Origin of the sequence: Nocardia aurea (assembly GCF_003123685.1) — a bacterium.
GTDB classification, from domain to species: Bacteria; Actinomycetota; Actinomycetes; order Mycobacteriales; family Mycobacteriaceae; genus Nocardia; species Nocardia aurea.
In genome coordinates this window covers 553248-568748 of the sequence record NZ_QCYJ01000103.1, presented here as the reverse complement: position 1 = coordinate 568748, position 15501 = coordinate 553248, and the positions used below count along the sequence as shown (strand labels likewise).

General features: G+C 68.3%; 18 protein-coding genes. 8 read left to right on the top strand and 10 right to left on the bottom strand.

The window, feature by feature from the left end:
* The first annotated feature begins 31 nt into the window (after window positions 1-31).
* On the top strand, window positions 32-460 hold the full coding sequence (locus tag DAT37_RS23795; RefSeq protein WP_109527025.1) for a MarR family winged helix-turn-helix transcriptional regulator: 429 nt from the start codon (window positions 32-34) through the stop codon (window positions 458-460).
* Between the two features lie 256 nt (window positions 461-716).
* Window positions 717-1451 carry a hypothetical protein gene (locus DAT37_RS23785; RefSeq protein ID WP_157978634.1) on the top strand — a complete coding sequence of 245 codons (735 nt, stop codon included), beginning with the start codon at window positions 717-719 and terminating at the stop codon, window positions 1449-1451.
* A 20-nt stretch (window positions 1452-1471) separates the two neighbouring features.
* On the opposite strand, the gene DAT37_RS23780 is transcribed toward DAT37_RS23785, so the two are convergent.
* Window positions 1472-2326, bottom strand: coding sequence for a bifunctional 5,10-methylenetetrahydrofolate dehydrogenase/5,10-methenyltetrahydrofolate cyclohydrolase (locus DAT37_RS23780; protein ID WP_109527368.1), 855 nt, complete (start codon window positions 2324-2326; stop codon window positions 1472-1474).
* A gap of 209 nt (window positions 2327-2535) precedes the next feature.
* On the opposite strand from DAT37_RS23780, the gene DAT37_RS23775 reads away from it, so the two are divergent.
* Window positions 2536-3414: a YdcF family protein gene (locus DAT37_RS23775; RefSeq protein ID WP_109527022.1), complete on the top strand. Its 879-nt coding sequence runs from the start codon at window positions 2536-2538 to the stop codon at window positions 3412-3414.
* Between the two features lie 213 nt (window positions 3415-3627).
* Complete coding sequence (locus tag DAT37_RS23770; RefSeq protein ID WP_109527021.1) at window positions 3628-4467, top strand: putative protein N(5)-glutamine methyltransferase; 840 nt, start codon at window positions 3628-3630, stop codon at window positions 4465-4467.
* 100 nt (window positions 4468-4567) lie between these two features.
* Here DAT37_RS23770 and DAT37_RS23765 read toward each other — a convergent pair whose 3' ends face one another.
* From DAT37_RS23765 to DAT37_RS23750, 4 genes are read right to left on the bottom strand one after another with little or no spacing between them, the layout of a single operon-like run.
* Entirely contained in the window at window positions 4568-4888 is a 321-nt protein-coding gene (locus tag DAT37_RS23765) for a hypothetical protein (protein ID WP_109527020.1), read from the bottom strand.
* A complete protein-coding gene (locus tag DAT37_RS23760; protein WP_157978633.1) occupies window positions 4885-5172 on the bottom strand; it encodes a hypothetical protein in 288 nt (95 codons plus the stop codon). Before DAT37_RS23760 ends, DAT37_RS23765 begins: the two co-directional genes overlap by 4 nt.
* A 45-nt stretch (window positions 5173-5217) precedes the next feature.
* Window positions 5218-6048: an SDR family NAD(P)-dependent oxidoreductase gene (locus tag DAT37_RS23755; protein ID WP_109527018.1), complete on the bottom strand. Its 831-nt coding sequence runs from the start codon at window positions 6046-6048 to the stop codon at window positions 5218-5220.
* A gap of 30 nt (window positions 6049-6078) precedes the next feature.
* The gene (locus DAT37_RS23750; protein ID WP_109527017.1) at window positions 6079-7653 is read right to left on the bottom strand and encodes a succinic semialdehyde dehydrogenase; all 1575 of its coding nucleotides are present in this window, start codon (window positions 7651-7653) and stop codon (window positions 6079-6081) included.
* A gap of 186 nt (window positions 7654-7839) precedes the next feature.
* Here DAT37_RS23750 and DAT37_RS23745 point away from each other — a divergent pair, with 186 nt between their 5' ends.
* Entirely contained in the window at window positions 7840-8544 is a 705-nt protein-coding gene (locus DAT37_RS23745) for a TetR/AcrR family transcriptional regulator (protein WP_109527016.1), read from the top strand.
* Between the two features lie 63 nt (window positions 8545-8607).
* Here DAT37_RS23745 and DAT37_RS23740 read toward each other — a convergent pair whose 3' ends face one another.
* The 5 genes from DAT37_RS23740 to DAT37_RS23720 are packed head-to-tail and all read right to left on the bottom strand — an operon-like array spanning window position 8608 to window position 13506.
* Window positions 8608-9021, bottom strand: coding sequence for a DUF7832 domain-containing protein (locus DAT37_RS23740; protein ID WP_109527015.1), 414 nt, complete (start codon window positions 9019-9021; stop codon window positions 8608-8610).
* A gap of 58 nt (window positions 9022-9079) precedes the next feature.
* Window positions 9080-10045 (bottom strand): short-chain dehydrogenase/reductase, encoded by a 966-nt coding sequence (locus tag DAT37_RS23735; RefSeq protein ID WP_109527014.1) that lies wholly within the window; start codon window positions 10043-10045, stop codon window positions 9080-9082.
* On the bottom strand, window positions 10042-11526 hold the full coding sequence (locus DAT37_RS23730) for a flavin-containing monooxygenase (RefSeq protein WP_109527013.1): 1485 nt from the start codon (window positions 11524-11526) through the stop codon (window positions 10042-10044). Before DAT37_RS23730 ends, DAT37_RS23735 begins: the two co-directional genes overlap by 4 nt.
* Before the next feature lie 46 nt (window positions 11527-11572).
* Window positions 11573-12583, bottom strand: a complete 1011-nt coding sequence (locus tag DAT37_RS23725) for a PDR/VanB family oxidoreductase (protein ID WP_109527367.1) — start codon at window positions 12581-12583, stop codon at window positions 11573-11575.
* Between the two features lie 47 nt (window positions 12584-12630).
* Window positions 12631-13506, bottom strand: a complete 876-nt coding sequence (locus tag DAT37_RS23720; protein WP_109527012.1) for a metal-dependent hydrolase — start codon at window positions 13504-13506, stop codon at window positions 12631-12633.
* A 74-nt stretch (window positions 13507-13580) separates the two neighbouring features.
* Here DAT37_RS23720 and DAT37_RS23715 point away from each other — a divergent pair, with 74 nt between their 5' ends.
* The 3 genes from DAT37_RS23715 (at window position 13581) to DAT37_RS23705 (ending at window position 15481) form a co-directional block, all read left to right on the top strand.
* Window positions 13581-14318 carry a TetR/AcrR family transcriptional regulator gene (locus DAT37_RS23715; RefSeq protein WP_232839946.1) on the top strand — a complete coding sequence of 246 codons (738 nt, stop codon included), beginning with the start codon at window positions 13581-13583 and terminating at the stop codon, window positions 14316-14318.
* A gap of 204 nt (window positions 14319-14522) precedes the next feature.
* On the top strand, window positions 14523-14912 hold the full coding sequence (locus DAT37_RS23710; protein ID WP_157978632.1) for a hypothetical protein: 390 nt from the start codon (window positions 14523-14525) through the stop codon (window positions 14910-14912).
* Window positions 14909-15481 (top strand): DUF3558 domain-containing protein, encoded by a 573-nt coding sequence (locus DAT37_RS23705; protein WP_232839945.1) that lies wholly within the window; start codon window positions 14909-14911, stop codon window positions 15479-15481. Before DAT37_RS23710 ends, DAT37_RS23705 begins: the two co-directional genes overlap by 4 nt.
* Window positions 15482-15501 lie beyond the last annotated feature (20 nt).

Genomic DNA, 15501 nt, shown 5'->3' with positions numbered 1-15501 from the left:
GTTCCAATGAACAATGAGTTAAGCTCAGTATATGGACAGCGGCCCCGAACCCGACCTCCCCGAGCTCTTCCTGCGCACCGCCAAACGCATCCGCCGCAATCAGATGACCCGCCTCGCGCCGCTGGGGCTCACCCCCGGACAGGCGCGGGCGCTGCGCTTCCTCGGTCACGCGCCCGAGCCGTTGCGCATGGCCGAACTCGCCGAGCGGCTCGGGATCGTCCCGCGCTCGGCCACCACCGTGGTGGACGCGCTCGAATCCGCGGGCCTGGCGGCCAGGACCCCGGATCCCGGCAACCGCCGATCCACCCTGGTCACCCCGACCGACGCCGGGACCGCCGTCCTCGAACGGATGGCACGGGCACGGCGCGAGGCGGCCGCCGAAGTGTTCGCCACCCTGAGTCCCGGTCAGCGCGACACCCTGCGCGAACTGCTCGCGGCACTGGACGCCGCGGGGGCCTGAGCCGCGACATCAGCGCGCCACCACCCCTTTACGGCCGGTGCTGGCTAGAATCGGCTGCGATAGAACGGTTTCGAAGAACCGATCAGCACTGGCACGACCGAGACCCGTCGAGGTCGGCGCGACGGCAGTATCGTTCCGGGGGCGGAATCGAACGCGGGAACGAACTCGACGGGTGTGACCTGATGGAGGCGGGGTAATGGATCGACCGGACATAGGTCTGCGACCGGGAGCATGGCGAAGGACCTCCGGCGTACCGGTGTCATCCGACCGGCAATTCGACGGCGACTGGTCGGACTGGATGGCGGACGCACCCACCATTCCGATGTACCTACCTCGTTTCGACGAGGAACCATCGCCTTTCGAACCGGGTCCGCAACGCGAGACGGTCCCCGCCGACGCCTTCGCCCGCCTCATCGATCGATCCACCCGCAGACGTCCCCAGCGCAAGCCCGCGATACCGAAATGGCTGATGCCGTTGGCCGGATCGGTCGCCGCGGCCGTGCTGCTCGGCGTCGCCTTCTTCCAACTGCGCGGCGCTCCGGCCGCGGAATCGGTCATGTCGAGTAGTTCGACCGAAATCGTCGTCGTCCCCGCCTCTTCCCGGGGCACGGCGGTGGCGCAGTGCCCCGCCGAACGTGTCGGCAATCGCATCCAGGGCAACGGCGCGGGCGGTTCGGATTCCGGCCCCGCCGCCATCTTCGCCTTCCAGCACGCCTACTACGTGGCCCGGTCCGCCACCGTGGCGCGCTCGATCGTCGCGCCGAACGCCTCGGTGTCCACCGAGGCCGCCATCCAGCAGGGCATCGATTCCATCCCGGTGGGCACCACCCACTGCGTGAGCATCGCCCCCGGCGCGTTCGCCGGGCAGTACCTGGTGACCGTCACCGAATATCGTCCGGGCGCGGCGGCGTTCACCTACAGCGCCCAGGCCGTCGCCACGGCGAAGGTCGACGGCAAGACGGTGATCACCGGAATCGCACCCGCGCCGTAGCCGACTCGGCTACTCGAATCTCACTGGGCGCGAGCCTTTTCCGCGGCGACCACCACGTGACGCATGAGCAGCGCGGTCGTGACCGGCCCGACGCCGCCGGGCACCGGGCTCAGGGCGGATGCCTTGCCGCGCACCGATTCCGCCTCGACATCGCCGACGATGCCGCCGTCCGCGGCCTCGTTGGTGCCGACATCGACGACGACCGCGCCCTCGGCCACGTGCTTACCGGTGACCAGCCCGATCCGGCCCGCCGCCGCGACGACGATATCGGCGGCCGAGGTCACGGCGGGCAGGTCGACGGTGCGGGAATGGGCGATGGTGACGGTCGCGTTCTCGGCGAGCAGGAGTTGTCCGAGCGGTTTGCCGACCACATTGGAGCGGCCGACGACGGCGACATGTCTGCCGGTGAGCGGAACGTCGTGATGCTTCAGTAGTTCCACCACCGCTTCGGAGGTGGCGGGCACGAAACCGTCGAGTCCGGCGGCGAGCAGGCCGAGCGAGAGCGGGCTGACGCCGTCGACGTCCTTGGTCGCGACGATGGACGAACTCACGTCGTCCAGGGTGACCCCCTCGGGCAGCGGAGTTTGCAGCATGATCGCGTCGACCGCGGTGTCGGCGCTGCGAGCCGCCAGTTCGGCGCGCAGGGCGTCGGCGCTCGCGTCGGCGCCGAGATCGATACGGTCGCAGTCGATTCCGAGGCGTTCTGCGGCTTTGCGCAGCGAGTTCACGTACCAGGCGCTGGCCGGGTCGTCGTTGGCGACGACGAGAGCCAGTCGCGGCGCGGTTCCCGCCTCGGTCAGCGTGGCGGCGCGCGCCTTGGTGTCGGCGTTGATGGCGGCGGCGAGTTCCTTGCCGGTCAGCGAAACGGTATCCACGGTGTTCCACCCTATCGGGGACGCCGCGAGAGCGGTCATGCCGGACCACCGGCGCGGCCTGTCGCGGCCGACACAGTTCACGCGACCCCCTTCGCAATTGCGCACCTATCGTGTTGACCAGCCGTATCGTATGGGCAGCTTGCCCCCGGCTAACTGCCAGCTGACGTGCCGACAACCCTCGTTTCACGCGTGGAAAGGTGTCAACTGTAGTGAGAATCTCGAGGCACAAGAAGACTCTTCGAACCCTGGTCGTGTCCACCTTCGCGGCCGTTTCTCTCATCGGTCTGGTCGGCGTCCCCGCGCACGCGGCCGATACCGACGCACTGTACAACTCAGCCCAGCGCAATTTCAGCAACGGCAACGACGACGCGGGCCGCGCCGATCTGCGGGCCCTGATCGGGGCCGATCCGGCCGACGCCGAAGCGTTGTCGCTCCAGGCCATCTGGTCGCAGTACGCGAATGATCTTCCCGCGCTGGCGGATTCGATGGCCAGGTTGAACGCGATCGATCCCGGCATGGCGGCGGGCACGACCAATGTGCTCAACGCCATCAACGCCGCGGTCGGCACGCTGCCGAATCCGCTGCCCGCCCTGGTCGGCCCGCAGACCGGCATCGTCGTGCTCGGTTACGGTCTGCTGCCCGGCGGGGTGTTGCGGCCGGAACTGGTGAACCGGCTCGCGGCCGCCTGGTTGCAGGCGATCGTGTCGCCGCTGTCCCCCGTCATCGTCACCGGCGGCGCTCCGGTGGACGGGATCACCGAGGCCGACGCCATGTTCCACTGGCTGGTCCGCCAGGGTCTGCCGCCCAGCCGCGTGTTCATCGAGAACCGCTCCGGGTCCACCGTGCAGAACGCGCTGTTCAGCACGCGAATGCTACGCGATCTCGGGGCGTCGAGCGCGGTGGTCGTCACCTCCCCCAACCACATCAGGCGCGCCGTCGCGGATTTCATCGTCGCGGGCACCCACGTCGTCGGAGCGACCACATCCATGGACGAACTCGTCTCGCAGTTGCCACCGCCGTCGCGCGCGAGCCAGCGCTACATCTATCTGGACGCGACTCGCACGTTCCAGCTCTCCACCGCGCGCTGACCGGTGTCGGTCGCCGTGTCCGCCCGGCGTGACGCGGGCGGACACGGCTTCGGCCGAATGTGGCGGTCGACATGCGTCGGCCTCGCGGGGACTACGAGCAGGAACACTCATGGCTCGACCTGTGCGCCCGACCTCGATGATCGCCGCGCACGTCGGTCGGTATGCGCCCCGCCGCACCGACGCGCGCCCGGAATACGCTGGCATCCTCCCGGTATGAGAGGGCAGTATGGCCCCGTGACATCGACGGACCGTATCGAGGTGGTGGCGAGACTGCGCGCGGCCGGATGCGTATTCGCCGAGGCCGAGGCGGCGCTGCTGACCGAGGCCGCCGCGGAGACAGGCGCGGATCTGGACGTGCTGGTCGCACGCCGGGTGTCGGGGACACCGGTGGAGCATCTGCTGGGGTGGGCCGAATTCCACGGGATCAGGGTCGGGGTGACGCCCGGGGTGTTCGTGCCGCGGCAGCGGACCGGATTCCTGGTCGACGAGGCGGTGACCGCGGTGCGGGCGGCGGGAATCGCTCGGCCCGTCGTCCTGGACCTGTGTTGCGGATCGGGCGCGCTCGCGATGGCCTTCGCCACGTCCCTGGCCGTCGATCGGATACCGGTGGACCTGGTGGCCGCCGATATCGAACCCGCCGCGATCGCCTGTGCCCGCCGGAATCTGGCCGCGTGGCACGCGCTGGTCTACGAAGGCGATCTGTTCGACCCGCTGCCGGTCGACCTGCGTGGACGCGTCGACATCCTGCTCTGCAATACGCCCTACGTCCCGACGGATATGATCGCGCGGATGCCACCGGAGGCCCGCGATCACGAACCGCGGCGGGCGCTCGACGGCGGCGTGGACGGTCTGGACATCCTGCGGCGCGTAGCCGAAGCGGCACCGACCTGGCTGGCTCCCGGGGGGCACCTGTTGGTCGAGGAAAGTGACGCACAAGCTCCCCTCGCCGCCGATATCCTGCGCGCGCACGGCTTGGAGGCGACGGTGCGGTCGAGCGAGGAGTACTACGCCACGGCGGTCATCGCACGCAGGCCCGTAGCGGCACAGCCCTGACCCGGGCGGTCCCCTGACGGATGCGGGCACGGCACAGGCACCGTCGGTAGCGCCATGCGAGTGAGGTCGGGACCGGCGTCACCCCCTGGACGAGGTTCCCCTACGCCGACGGCCGCAGGTTCGAGAGCACGCGGATGGCGTCGGAGAGCGGGATCATGCGTTCGGGCTGTTCGGCGGCCAGGCCCATCTCGATGTATTGGCGGATGAGCATGGACTGGGTGACGCAGTGGGCGGCGGCGGCTTCTTTGACGCGCCGGTCCATCTCCGGTGACATCTTGAGTGATCGAACCACCGACATGGCGTGTTCGATCTCGGTGGTCGTCGGCGGCAGCGGGGGCATCACCGCGGTATCCGCCGGGTTGTCGTAGGTCAGCGAGTCCAGGATCGTTTCCGGATCCTCGCCTGCGCGTAGATCTTTCACCGCTGGGCCTCCCATGCCTCGTACTCACGCATTTGGAGTGGTCGCATGGGGGCGGCCATCACGACCTCCCAGGTGCCCGGCGCGGAGGGCGGCTGCCGCAGCAGCACCACGATCGGGCGGCCCTCCTCGGTCCGGCCCCACACCGTGAGCACCGGCAGGTTCTCGGGCGTGCGCGCGGGCCTGGGCCAGCGCGTGGGCGAATAGAGGACTTCCATGACTTCCCAGGGTTCGACCCCGGCTCGTCGCAGATGATCCCGGGCTCCATACCACCACTCGTATTGCATTGTGGGTCGATAATACCAAGGTATTACCGCAGCTGGGAGTGCCGATTATCGGTCGCGGCCGGTGAACTTGTCCATGGAGTGGTAGACGCCGACGGTATTCAGGAACAGATCGCGCGCCTTGATGGGCAGCACGCCCGACAGCGCCTTGTTCAGGCGCGAGGTCCACGGCAGGACGACCAGCGGATTACCCGCCTTCATCTGCTTCCACGAGGTGTCGACGACCGCGTTCTGTCGCAGGATCGGGGTGAACCAGAAACCCTTCGCGCCGTCGAACATGCCGGTATCGATATAGGTCGGGCAGACCGTGGTCACCTTCACGTGGGCATGGCCCGCCTGTTCCAGTTCGATGCGCACCGAATCCGACCAACCGAGCGCGGCCCATTTGGACGCCGCGTAGACGCTCATGCGCGGATTGGACACCAGACCGGCGGACGAGGCGATGTTCAGCACCCGCGCCTCGCCCGTGCCACGCACCATGGCGGGCAGGAATTCCAGCGTGATGTACATCGGCGCCAGCGAATTGATCGCCATCGTCTTGTCGATATCGGCGCGATTCTCGGTTTCCCAGAAATACCTGTTGCCGCGCACGATGCCCGCGTTGTTGACCAGGATGTCGATATCGCCGACCTCGGTGCGCACGGCGGCCGCCGCCTCGGCGATGGCGTCGCGATCGGAGACGTCGACCACGTGGTGGTGCACCCGTCCGCCGCGTCCGGCCAATTCGGCGGCGGTCTCCTTCAGCGTGGTCTCGTTGATATCCCACAGCACCACCGCCGCCGCGCCCTCGCTGACCGCGCGCTCGGCGAACAGTTTGCCCAGGCCCATCGCGGCGCCCGTGACCAGGACCTTCTTACCGGCTACGGTGTCGAGCTTCATCGGTCTCCCATTCCTGAATCGTGGTGCGGGCTATTTCTGGCGCAGTGATTTCATGACCGAGAAATACAGCGTCATCGTCTTGGCCCACAGTTCCTCCGACATTCCCGGCAGCGGCGCGATCGGTAGCACGCGCTGCGTCGCGATCGTCTGGGTGTCGATGTACTTGAGCAGTCCTTCCGGACCGTGACGACGCCCGGTTCCGGAGATGCCGAGTCCGCCCGACGGCGCGTCGGCACTGCCCCAGGCCGCGATGAAACCCTCGTTCACGTTCACCGATCCGGCGTTGATGCGCGCCGCGACCGCGCGCCCGCGACTCGTATCCTTCGTCCACACGCTGGCGTTGAGTCCGTAGGCGGTGTCGTTGGCTGCCGTGATCGCCTCCTCGTCGCTGCCGACGCGGTAGATCGAGACGACGGGACCGAAGGTCTCCTCGCGGTACACCGTCATTCCGGGGCGCACATCGGCGAGCACGGTGGGTTCGTAGAAGTAGGGGCCGAGGTCGGGCCGGGCGCGGCCACCCGCGAGCACCGTCGCACCCTTGGCGACGGCGTCCTCGACGTGCGAACGGACCGTGTCGATCTGACGCCGGAAGGTCAGCGAACCCATGTCGCTGCTGAAATCGAGTGCGCCGCCGAGTTTTATCGCTTTCACGTGTTCGACGAACTCGGACACGAACCGGTCGTACACGCTGTCGTGCACGTAGATCCGCTCCATCGATTCGCACAGCTGCCCGGCGGAGGCGAAACAGGCGCGAATGGCGATTCGGGCGGCGCGCGAGATGTCGGCGTCGGCCAGGACGAGCAGCGGATTCTTCCCGCCCAGTTCCAGTGAGTAGCCGATGAGGCGTTCCCCGGCCTGCTGGGCGATGGTGCGGCCGGTGGCGCTCGACCCGGTGTAGTCGACGTAGTCGGCGCGGGCGATGACCTCTCCGCCGATCGCCGAACCGCGGCCGAGCACCGCCTGCCACAGTCCGGACGGGAGTCCGGCGCGCTCGGCGGCGGCGATGGCCCACAGCGCGGTCAGCGCGGTCTGGTTGTCCGGGCGCGAGACCACGGCATTGCCCGCGACCAAGGCGGGCAGCGCGTCCGACACCGCGAGCGCGAGGGGGTAGTTCCACGGCGAGATGACCGCGACGACGCCCTTGGGGCGGTGGCGCACCTCGACGCGCGTGAGTACCGGCAGCACACCGCGTGGTTTGCGGTCGGCCAGGAGTTTGTCCGCGACCGAGGCGTAATACCTGGCGTTGACCGCGACGTCGCCGACCTCGTCGAAGGCGTGGGCGCGCGATTTCCCGGTTTCGACCTGCACGATGTCGAGAATCGTCTGCTGCTCGTCCAGCACGATGTCGTGGAAGCGGCGCAGGATCGCGATCCGTTCGCGCACCGGACGCAGCGCCCAGGCGCGCTGAGCTTCCCGCGCGGTGGCGAAGGCGCGGTCGATATCGGCCGTGGACGACTGCGGCAGGTCGGCGATCTTGGCGCCGGTGGCGGGGGCGAAAACCTCCACGGCGGGCGCGCCACCGGCGACGGCGAGATCGAGCAGGGGCTGCACCAGGGTGGCGGGCAGCGCGGTGGGTTCTGCGGCGAGCCTGCGGGCGGTCGTCATCGGTCGGCCCCTCTCGTGGATCGGATACGGCTCGTGGGTCCGGCGAGCCCGTCGGCTATCTGCCGAGCAGTGCCCGTCAGCTATTTAATGAACACTAGTGTTAGATTAATCCCTGTGCCGTATCCCGTGTCAAGCTCTCCGGTGTGCACCACAGATCCGCAGGTCGGGCCGCTGTGAGGAGTCACCATGTCGATAGGTAGCTCCGACGCGGCCGAAACCTCCATCACACGGCGGGGCAGGCCGCCGCAGACGAGAGAGCAGGCCGACGAGGTCCGCGCCAGGATCGTGGTCGCCACGGCCGCCGTGTTCACCCGGACCGGGTCGCGAGGGCTCAACGTCGCGCAGATCATCGAGCAGGCGGGGCTGGCCCGTCCGACCTTCTACCGCTACTTCGGCAACGCGGTCGAACCGCTGCACGCGCTGCTGACCACGTCCAATGCCGGGCTGGTCGGCGGTATCCGCACCGCGCTGTCGGGCACCGACGAACCCGTCGAACTCGGCATCCGCCTCATCGACGCCTACTTGGATTGGGCGCGTGGCCACGGCGCGATGCTGCGCCCGCTCTTCGCCGAACTCCACGATCCGGCCTCACCGGTGTCGGAATACCGCGAACGCGCGTTCGACGACATCCGGGCCTCGGTGCGCGATACCTTCGCCGCGCTCGGCCGCCCCGCGCCCAGCCCCCTCGACCTCGACGCCGCGCTGCACGTCTGCGAATACGTGGTCTTCCGGATCTCCGCCGACGCCGGTCCCGGCGCGGAACCCGATCCCGAGGTGGTCGCCGAGGCCAGGTTGACGATGATCCGCGTCCTACTGACCACCCTCGGGACGAGGACCGATCTCGAATACGCCCTCGGGCTGCCCGGGCTGTTCCCCGAAGGCGCAGATTGACGGGACCGACACGCTAGCGATCCGGTCGGATGTCACCGGGGCCTACCCGAGCCCCCGGGGTCGTCACGAATATCCGCGACTGCGTCTCCACTCGCGGAAGAGTCCGTCGATCTCCCCCGCGATGGCGTCGTAGGTCTCCCACGAGGCCGGGGTCTCGTAGGTCGAGTCGAAGGCCGCGACGGGCGGGAAGTACTCGTACATGGCCAGATAGTGTTTGTAGGCCGCCGCCGTGAATTCCCGGCCGGTCTCGTTCAGCCATCCGGCGTTGATCTCACCGCAGCAACTGTCGAACAGGTACCGATCGGGTGTGATCGAGCGATCGCGTAGGCCCCGCGCGCTGGCGGCCGATTTTTCCGAGACCAGATCGTGCAGCGCCAGCCATGCCATGAACATGCTGATGTGCGTTCCCGCGGCTTCCTCCGGCAGACCGAGATCCTTGACCGAGTCGGTATGCCATCCGGCGTCGTCGTACGTCATCGTCTCCCCTACGAAGAAATCACGTGCGACGACAACGATAGACGTACGACGGTCCCGGCTACTCGACAGCCGGAGCAGACGCGGCGCGCTCCCTCGATCGGTCGTCGGCTGCGCGGCGGGCGATCACCCGCTGTTCCACGCGCCGGATCAGGTCCGCGACGCGCGCGTCGCGGGTGAGGCGGTCGTCCAGGACGACGTTGATCGCGCCGCGCAGCAGGGCGTAGGGCTCCCATTGGATGGGGGCCATGGTGCGAGGGGCGCGGCGGACGATGCCTGCGGCGACCGACGCGGCGGCCTCGCGGGCGGAGATGCGACGGCTCAGCGGCCAGGGCAGCAATTCGCCTACCGCGCGGCCCAATTCGTCGTCGTCGAGGGTGTCGTGGGTCATGGCGGTGTCGACGATGCCGAAGTAGGCGACACCCGCGGTCGCGCCCGCCGCCGCCAGTTCGACGCGCAGCGCGCGACCGAATTGTTCGACGGCGGCTTTGGTGGTCATATACGGCGAACCGGCCATGCCGGGGGCGAAGGCGGCGGCCGAGGACACCACGACCACGTGTCCGCCGACGTCGATGATGTGCGGTAGCGCCGGGTGCACGGTGTTGAAGACGCCGATCAGGTTGATGGCGACGACACGGTCGAAGACGGCCGGGTCCATGGTCGCGATCGTCGCGGGTTCCGGCACCACCCCGGCGTTGGCCACGACCACGTCGATGCGTCCGAAGGTCGCGTAGACCCGCTCGACGGCGGCGCGCATGGTCTCCCGGTCGGCGACATCGGCGGCGACGGCCAGGGCGCGCTCCCCCAGCTCCCGCGCGGCGGTCTCGGCCGCGCTCGCGTCGATATCGAGGATCGCGACGCGCGCGCCGCGTTCGTGCAGATCCTCGGCCAGCGCCCGCCCGATCCCGGTGGCCGCGCCGGTGATGAGCGCGACCTTGCCTCGGAGGTCGAGGGTGCCCGCGCTCTGCGACACCGACGGCACCGCCGCGAGCAGTTTGCGTACCGACAGCAGATCCGTCAGGCTCATCGGCCACTCAATTCGTAGGATTCGGCATCGAAACGCCTGGTGCGACGGCGGTATTCGAAACTCCAGTTCGGATACAGACCGGAATTGTGGCCGTCGGCGGTCTGGTAGTAGCTGCGGCAGCCGCCGGTGAGCCACGCGGTGTCGCGGCTGCGCTCGGCGACCTCGTCGAGGAAGGCGCTCTGCACGTCCTTCCTGACTTCGACGCGGCCGAATCCCCGCTCGCGCATGGTCCGCAGCGCGTCGACGATGTAGTGCAGTTGGGCTTCGATCATGTAGATGGCGGACTGGTTGCCCGCCGCCCCGAACGGGCCGAGTGTGCAGAAGAAATTCGGGAAACCGGCGATGGCGGCGCCGAGGTAGCTGCTGGGACGGCGATGGTAGTGGTCGGCGATGGACAGTCCGTCCGCGCCGTGGATCCGCTCGAAGACACCGGCGGGCATACCGAATCCGGTGCCCCAGATCAGGGTGTCGACCGGATGTTCGACACCATCGGCGGTGACGACGGAATGCGGTCGGATCTCGCGGATGCCCTCGGTGACCACCTCGACATTGGGCTGGGTCAGGGCCGGGAAATAGGCGTCGGAGAAGATCGCGCGCTTACAGCCGATGACATAGTCGGGAGTGAGTTTGCGGCGCAGTTCCGGGTCGCGGACCTGGCGCAGCAGTTGCAGTTTCGACAGCGTCTCGTAGGGATGCCGGAAACGCTTGTCGACGAAGCCGACGAGTCCGAAACCCTCGATCCCCGCGTAGAACGCGCCGCGAATCGCTTTGCCGAGCAGGGGCATCCGCCGCAGCGCCGCGCGTTCGACGCCGGTGGTGCTGCGGTCGAGACGGGAGACGATCCACGGCGCGGAACGCTGGAAGACCGTCAGCGAGCCGACCACCGGCTGGATCTCGGGGATGAACTGCACCGCGGACGCGCCGGTGCCGATGACGGCCACCCGCTCACCGGTCAGGTCGTGCTCGTGGTCCCAGTGCAGCGAGTGGAACTGCTTGCCCGCGAAGGTGTCCCGGCCCGGCATCGCGGGGATCTGCGCCTCGCTGAACGGTCCGACGGCCGAGATCAGGATATCGGCGGTGAGTTCACCCCGACCGGTGCGCAACCGCCACAGATTCTCCGGTTCGTCCCAGCGCGCCTGTTCGAGGTCCGCGCCGAAACGCATGTACCGCTGCACGTCGTGCTCGTCGGCGACACCGCGCAGGTAGGCGAGGATCTCCGGCTGCGTGCCGTAGGTGCGCGACCAGTCGGGGTTGGGCGCGAACGAGTACGAGTACAGGTGCGACGGAACATCGCAGGCGGCGCCGGGATAGGTGTTGGCCCGCCAGGTGCCGCCGAGATCGTCGGCGCGTTCGAAGACGAGGAAATCCTCGAATCCGGCCTCGCGCAATTTCACCGCGAGTCCGATGCCTGCGATACCCGCGCCGACGACGGCGATCGAGACGTGTTCTGGAATATCGTGTGCGCGAATATCTACGGCCATGCCAGCCGAGTCCTTTCCGACGCGGGCATCCTCGCCCGCGGAGTAGCTAGAGGTCGAGCGTGAGTTCGCCACCGCGCGAGCGTGATACGCAGGTCAGCATCGAATCGGGGCGCTCGGTGTCGGAGAGCAGCCGGTCGCGGTGCTCGACCGCGCCGTCGAGCACCCGGACCTTGCAGGTTCCGCAGAATCCCTGCTGACACGAGTAGGCGACGCCGGGCAGCGCCCGCCGGATAGCGGCGAGCGCCGATTCCTCCGCGCCGACGCGCACGGTGCGACCGGTCCTGGTGAGCGCGATATCGAAAGCGACGCCGTCACGCACCGGCGGCGCGGAGAAACGTTCGGTGTGCAGGGCGACCGACGGATCCAGGGAGGCCACCCGCGCGCAGGCCGCCTCCATCAGCGCGGGCGGACCGCAGACGTAGACGGTGGAATTCGGGGCCACCCGGTCGATGAGATCGGCGGGGCCCCCGATGCCGAATTCGTCGTCGGGTCGCACGATCAGCTCCCCGCCGCGCAGCCGCGACAGTTCGTCCAGGAACGGCATACTCGCGCGTGAGCGACCCGCGTACACCAGCCGCCACGGGATGCCCGCGCGGGCGGCCTGGGCGACCATCGGCAGGATCGGCGTGATACCGATACCACCGGCGACGAAGAGATAGGATTCAGCGGCGATGAAAGGGAAAGCGTTGCGGGGGCCACGGATTCGGAGTCGGTCACCGGGACGCAGCGTGTCGTGCACCTCGGCCGAACCGCCGCCGCCGTCGGCGATGCGACGTACCGTGATCCGGTAGCTCGCGCGATCGGCCGGGTCGCCGTCGAGCGAATACTGGCGTTGCCTGCCCGATGGCAGGAATACGTCCAGGTGCGCGCCCGGCGTCCATTCGGGGAGCAGCTCGCGTCGCGGATCGCGCAGCGTCAGGCTGACGACGTCGTCGGCTTCGACTCGGACGCGGTCGATCACCACGGTGCGGTCGTATCCGTCGCGGCGCACCGGACGCGGACGCGAGAGCACGCGCGCGGCAGCGGTTTCCACGAAAACCAGCTTGTAGGCGTCCATCGCCGAGACCAGCAGCCGCACCCCCGCGCCGGGACGGAACCCGTCGCTCACGACAGCCCGCCTCGCGCGGCGGGCGATTTCGCCAGGTAGCGCAGCGCGTTGTCCATCGGGCCCAGTTGCGAGGGATGGAATCCGGGACGCAGGTAGCGCGGGATCTCGGTGAAGAAGGTGGTGAAACTCGGGACCACGCCGCGCACCGAGGCGCTGGCCAGCTGCCACGGCCACCAGCGGCCCTTCGTCGGCTCGGGATCCCGGTGGAACAGGTAGCCGCCGGAGGCGGCGAACAGGGCGAGCAGTCCTACGCTCGCGATCACCGCCTGTCGCGCCTTCCTGGCGTAACTGCCGTCGACGTACATGTACGCGTCGTAGACGACGCTGCGGTGTTCCACCTCTTCGGCGCCGTGCCAGCGGATCAGGTCGAGCATCGCCGGATGCATCCCCGCGGCCTCGAGTTTGTCGTTGGTGAGCAGCCATTCGCCGATCACGGCGGTGTAGTGCTCCATCCCGGCGAACAGGGCGAGCCGTTCGCACAGCCACGCGTGTTTGGCGCGGCCGGTGAGGCCGTGATCGCCGAGCAGCCGATCGGTCAGCCACGACATCAGTTCGACCATCGGTCCGACCTCGAGACCGAGCTTTTCCAGCTGCCGACGCGCTTGTTCGTGCGAACCGGCGTGCATGGATTCCTGGCCGATGAATCCGCGGACTTCCTCGGCGAGGCGTTCGTCGGAGATCAGCGGGAGCGCCTCGGCCAGTGCCTGCGCCATGGCCCGCTCCCCCTCCGGGAGCACCAGGTGCATGACATTGATGATGTGCGTCGCCATGACCTCGCCGGGAATGTAGTGCATCGGCACCGAGGCGAAGTCGAAGCGGACATCGCGGGCGTGGATGGCGTGCGCCTGATCGGTATATGCAGCGGAACCCATGGTCCTCACGTCTCCTCGATGAAACCGGACATACGAAATGTATTTCTGAAATCATATGATGTCAACATCAGCTGATGTCTACTTCTGGATATGAGAAGATCGGCGTCATGGTCGCCGAATCGGACGCAACCCAGCCCGGCACCCGACGCTGGCGCGGGCTCGCCCCCGCCGAGCGGGTCACCGCGCGCCGCGAACAGCTGGTCGCGGCGGGAATCGAGCTGATGGGCACCGTCGGCGCGGGCGAGACGTCCATGCGCGGCATCTGCCGTCAGGCGGGGCTCACCGAGCGCTACTTCTACGAGAGTTTTCCCAACCTCGACGCCCTGATGACCACCGTGCTCGAAACCGTCGTGCTGGCGGCGCGCGACCATCTCCTGGACGCGCTGACCACCGCGCCGATCGATCGCGACGCCATGTTCCTGCACTGCGTCGCGGCGTTCACAGATTTCCTGACCGACGATCGCCGACGCGGGCGGATCATGTTCGTGGAATGTCAGGCCACCCCCGCGCTCACCGCGCGCGCCGACGAGCTCATCGAATTGTTCACCGCGCCCATCGCCCTGACGATCGGCGCGGGCGATTACCGCAATCCCGCCCCGGATCACACCGACAGCGTGCTCAACGCCAACGCGATCTTCGGATCACTGGCGTATCTGTACCGGCCGTGGCTGACCGGTTCGATCCCGGTGTCGCGGGAGCGGTTCGACGAACACGCCGCGCGACTGCTCACCGGTATCGCGCTGATCCGCTCCGGGCCGCCGGAGCCCGAATCCGTTGCTCGGGAACGCGGTTCGCGCGAATCGGAATTCTAAGGTCGCGGATACGCGGGAAGGCCGCGCCCGCGCCCCGGCGGCGGACTCCCGGTCCGCGATACCGATCCGATGATCGGCAGCCGATTCCGGGACGCTTCGGCCGCGAATGACACGGCGCGAACCACCTCCTCTGTGTTTCGATGGAACCGTTTTCCCGACGCGTGCGTCTCAATGGGTAACGGCGACTATCGGAAGGGGCGACGGATGTCCGTGGAGAGTCCGTTCGGAGGGTTCGTCGAGGACGCGAAATCCGGTGCGCTGACCGTGCGCATGGAACCGCAGACCTTCCTCGAACTCGACAGGGCCTGCGAGGAGCTGATTCTCGAACTGTCGCTGGCCCGCAACGACGCGCGGGCGCTCGGCGAGCGCACGAGCTGGGGACTCGGCGAGACGAACGCGCGTCTGTCCTCGGCGCGGGAACTGGTCACCCTGTTCAGAGAACAGGCGTTCGGCGGGCCGGACAGCGCGTACGACACCCTGGCCGAATACATCGACGTCGCCACCGAGATCCGGTCGCTGCTCACCACGATTCGCGAAACCTACGAGCGGACCGACGAGGACTTCGCGCGCAGGATCCGGGAAATACGGCAGTGACCCGCCGAAGACGCGGCGGGCGCGTCATCGGGGCCGGCGCGGCGGCCCTGTCGCTGGCCCTCACCGCGTGCGGCGCCGACGGTACCGCGATGCCGACCGCCGACACGTCGGTCACCACGGCGACACTCACCACCAGCGCCGATTCCGGATCCATCAATTTCGATCCGTGCGCGGCGTTGACGCCACCGTTCCTCGCGCAGCGCCGATGGGATGCTCGCCCGCCACAGCCACGGATCGACAATGTCGGCGGATCCCCCTGGAAGGGATGCGCCTATACCGCGTCGGGCGCGTACACCTTCCGCGTGCAGACCACCGACACGACGCTGATCGCCGTGCGGGAGAAATTCCCCGGCGCCATGGCGACGACCGTCGGCGGACGCCGAGCGATGCGGTACGAGGCTCGCCCCGATGTCCCGGGCGGGTGCGGCATCAATGTCGAGATGAAATCCGGTTCCCTGTACATCCTGGTGGACGATCCGCGCCGCGCCCATCCCCGCGGACTGTCACCCTGCGACAACGTCACCGAGATCGCCGAGGCGGTGGTTCCGCTACTGCCCGAGGGCAGTTGACGCCCGAACCGGCCGACGGC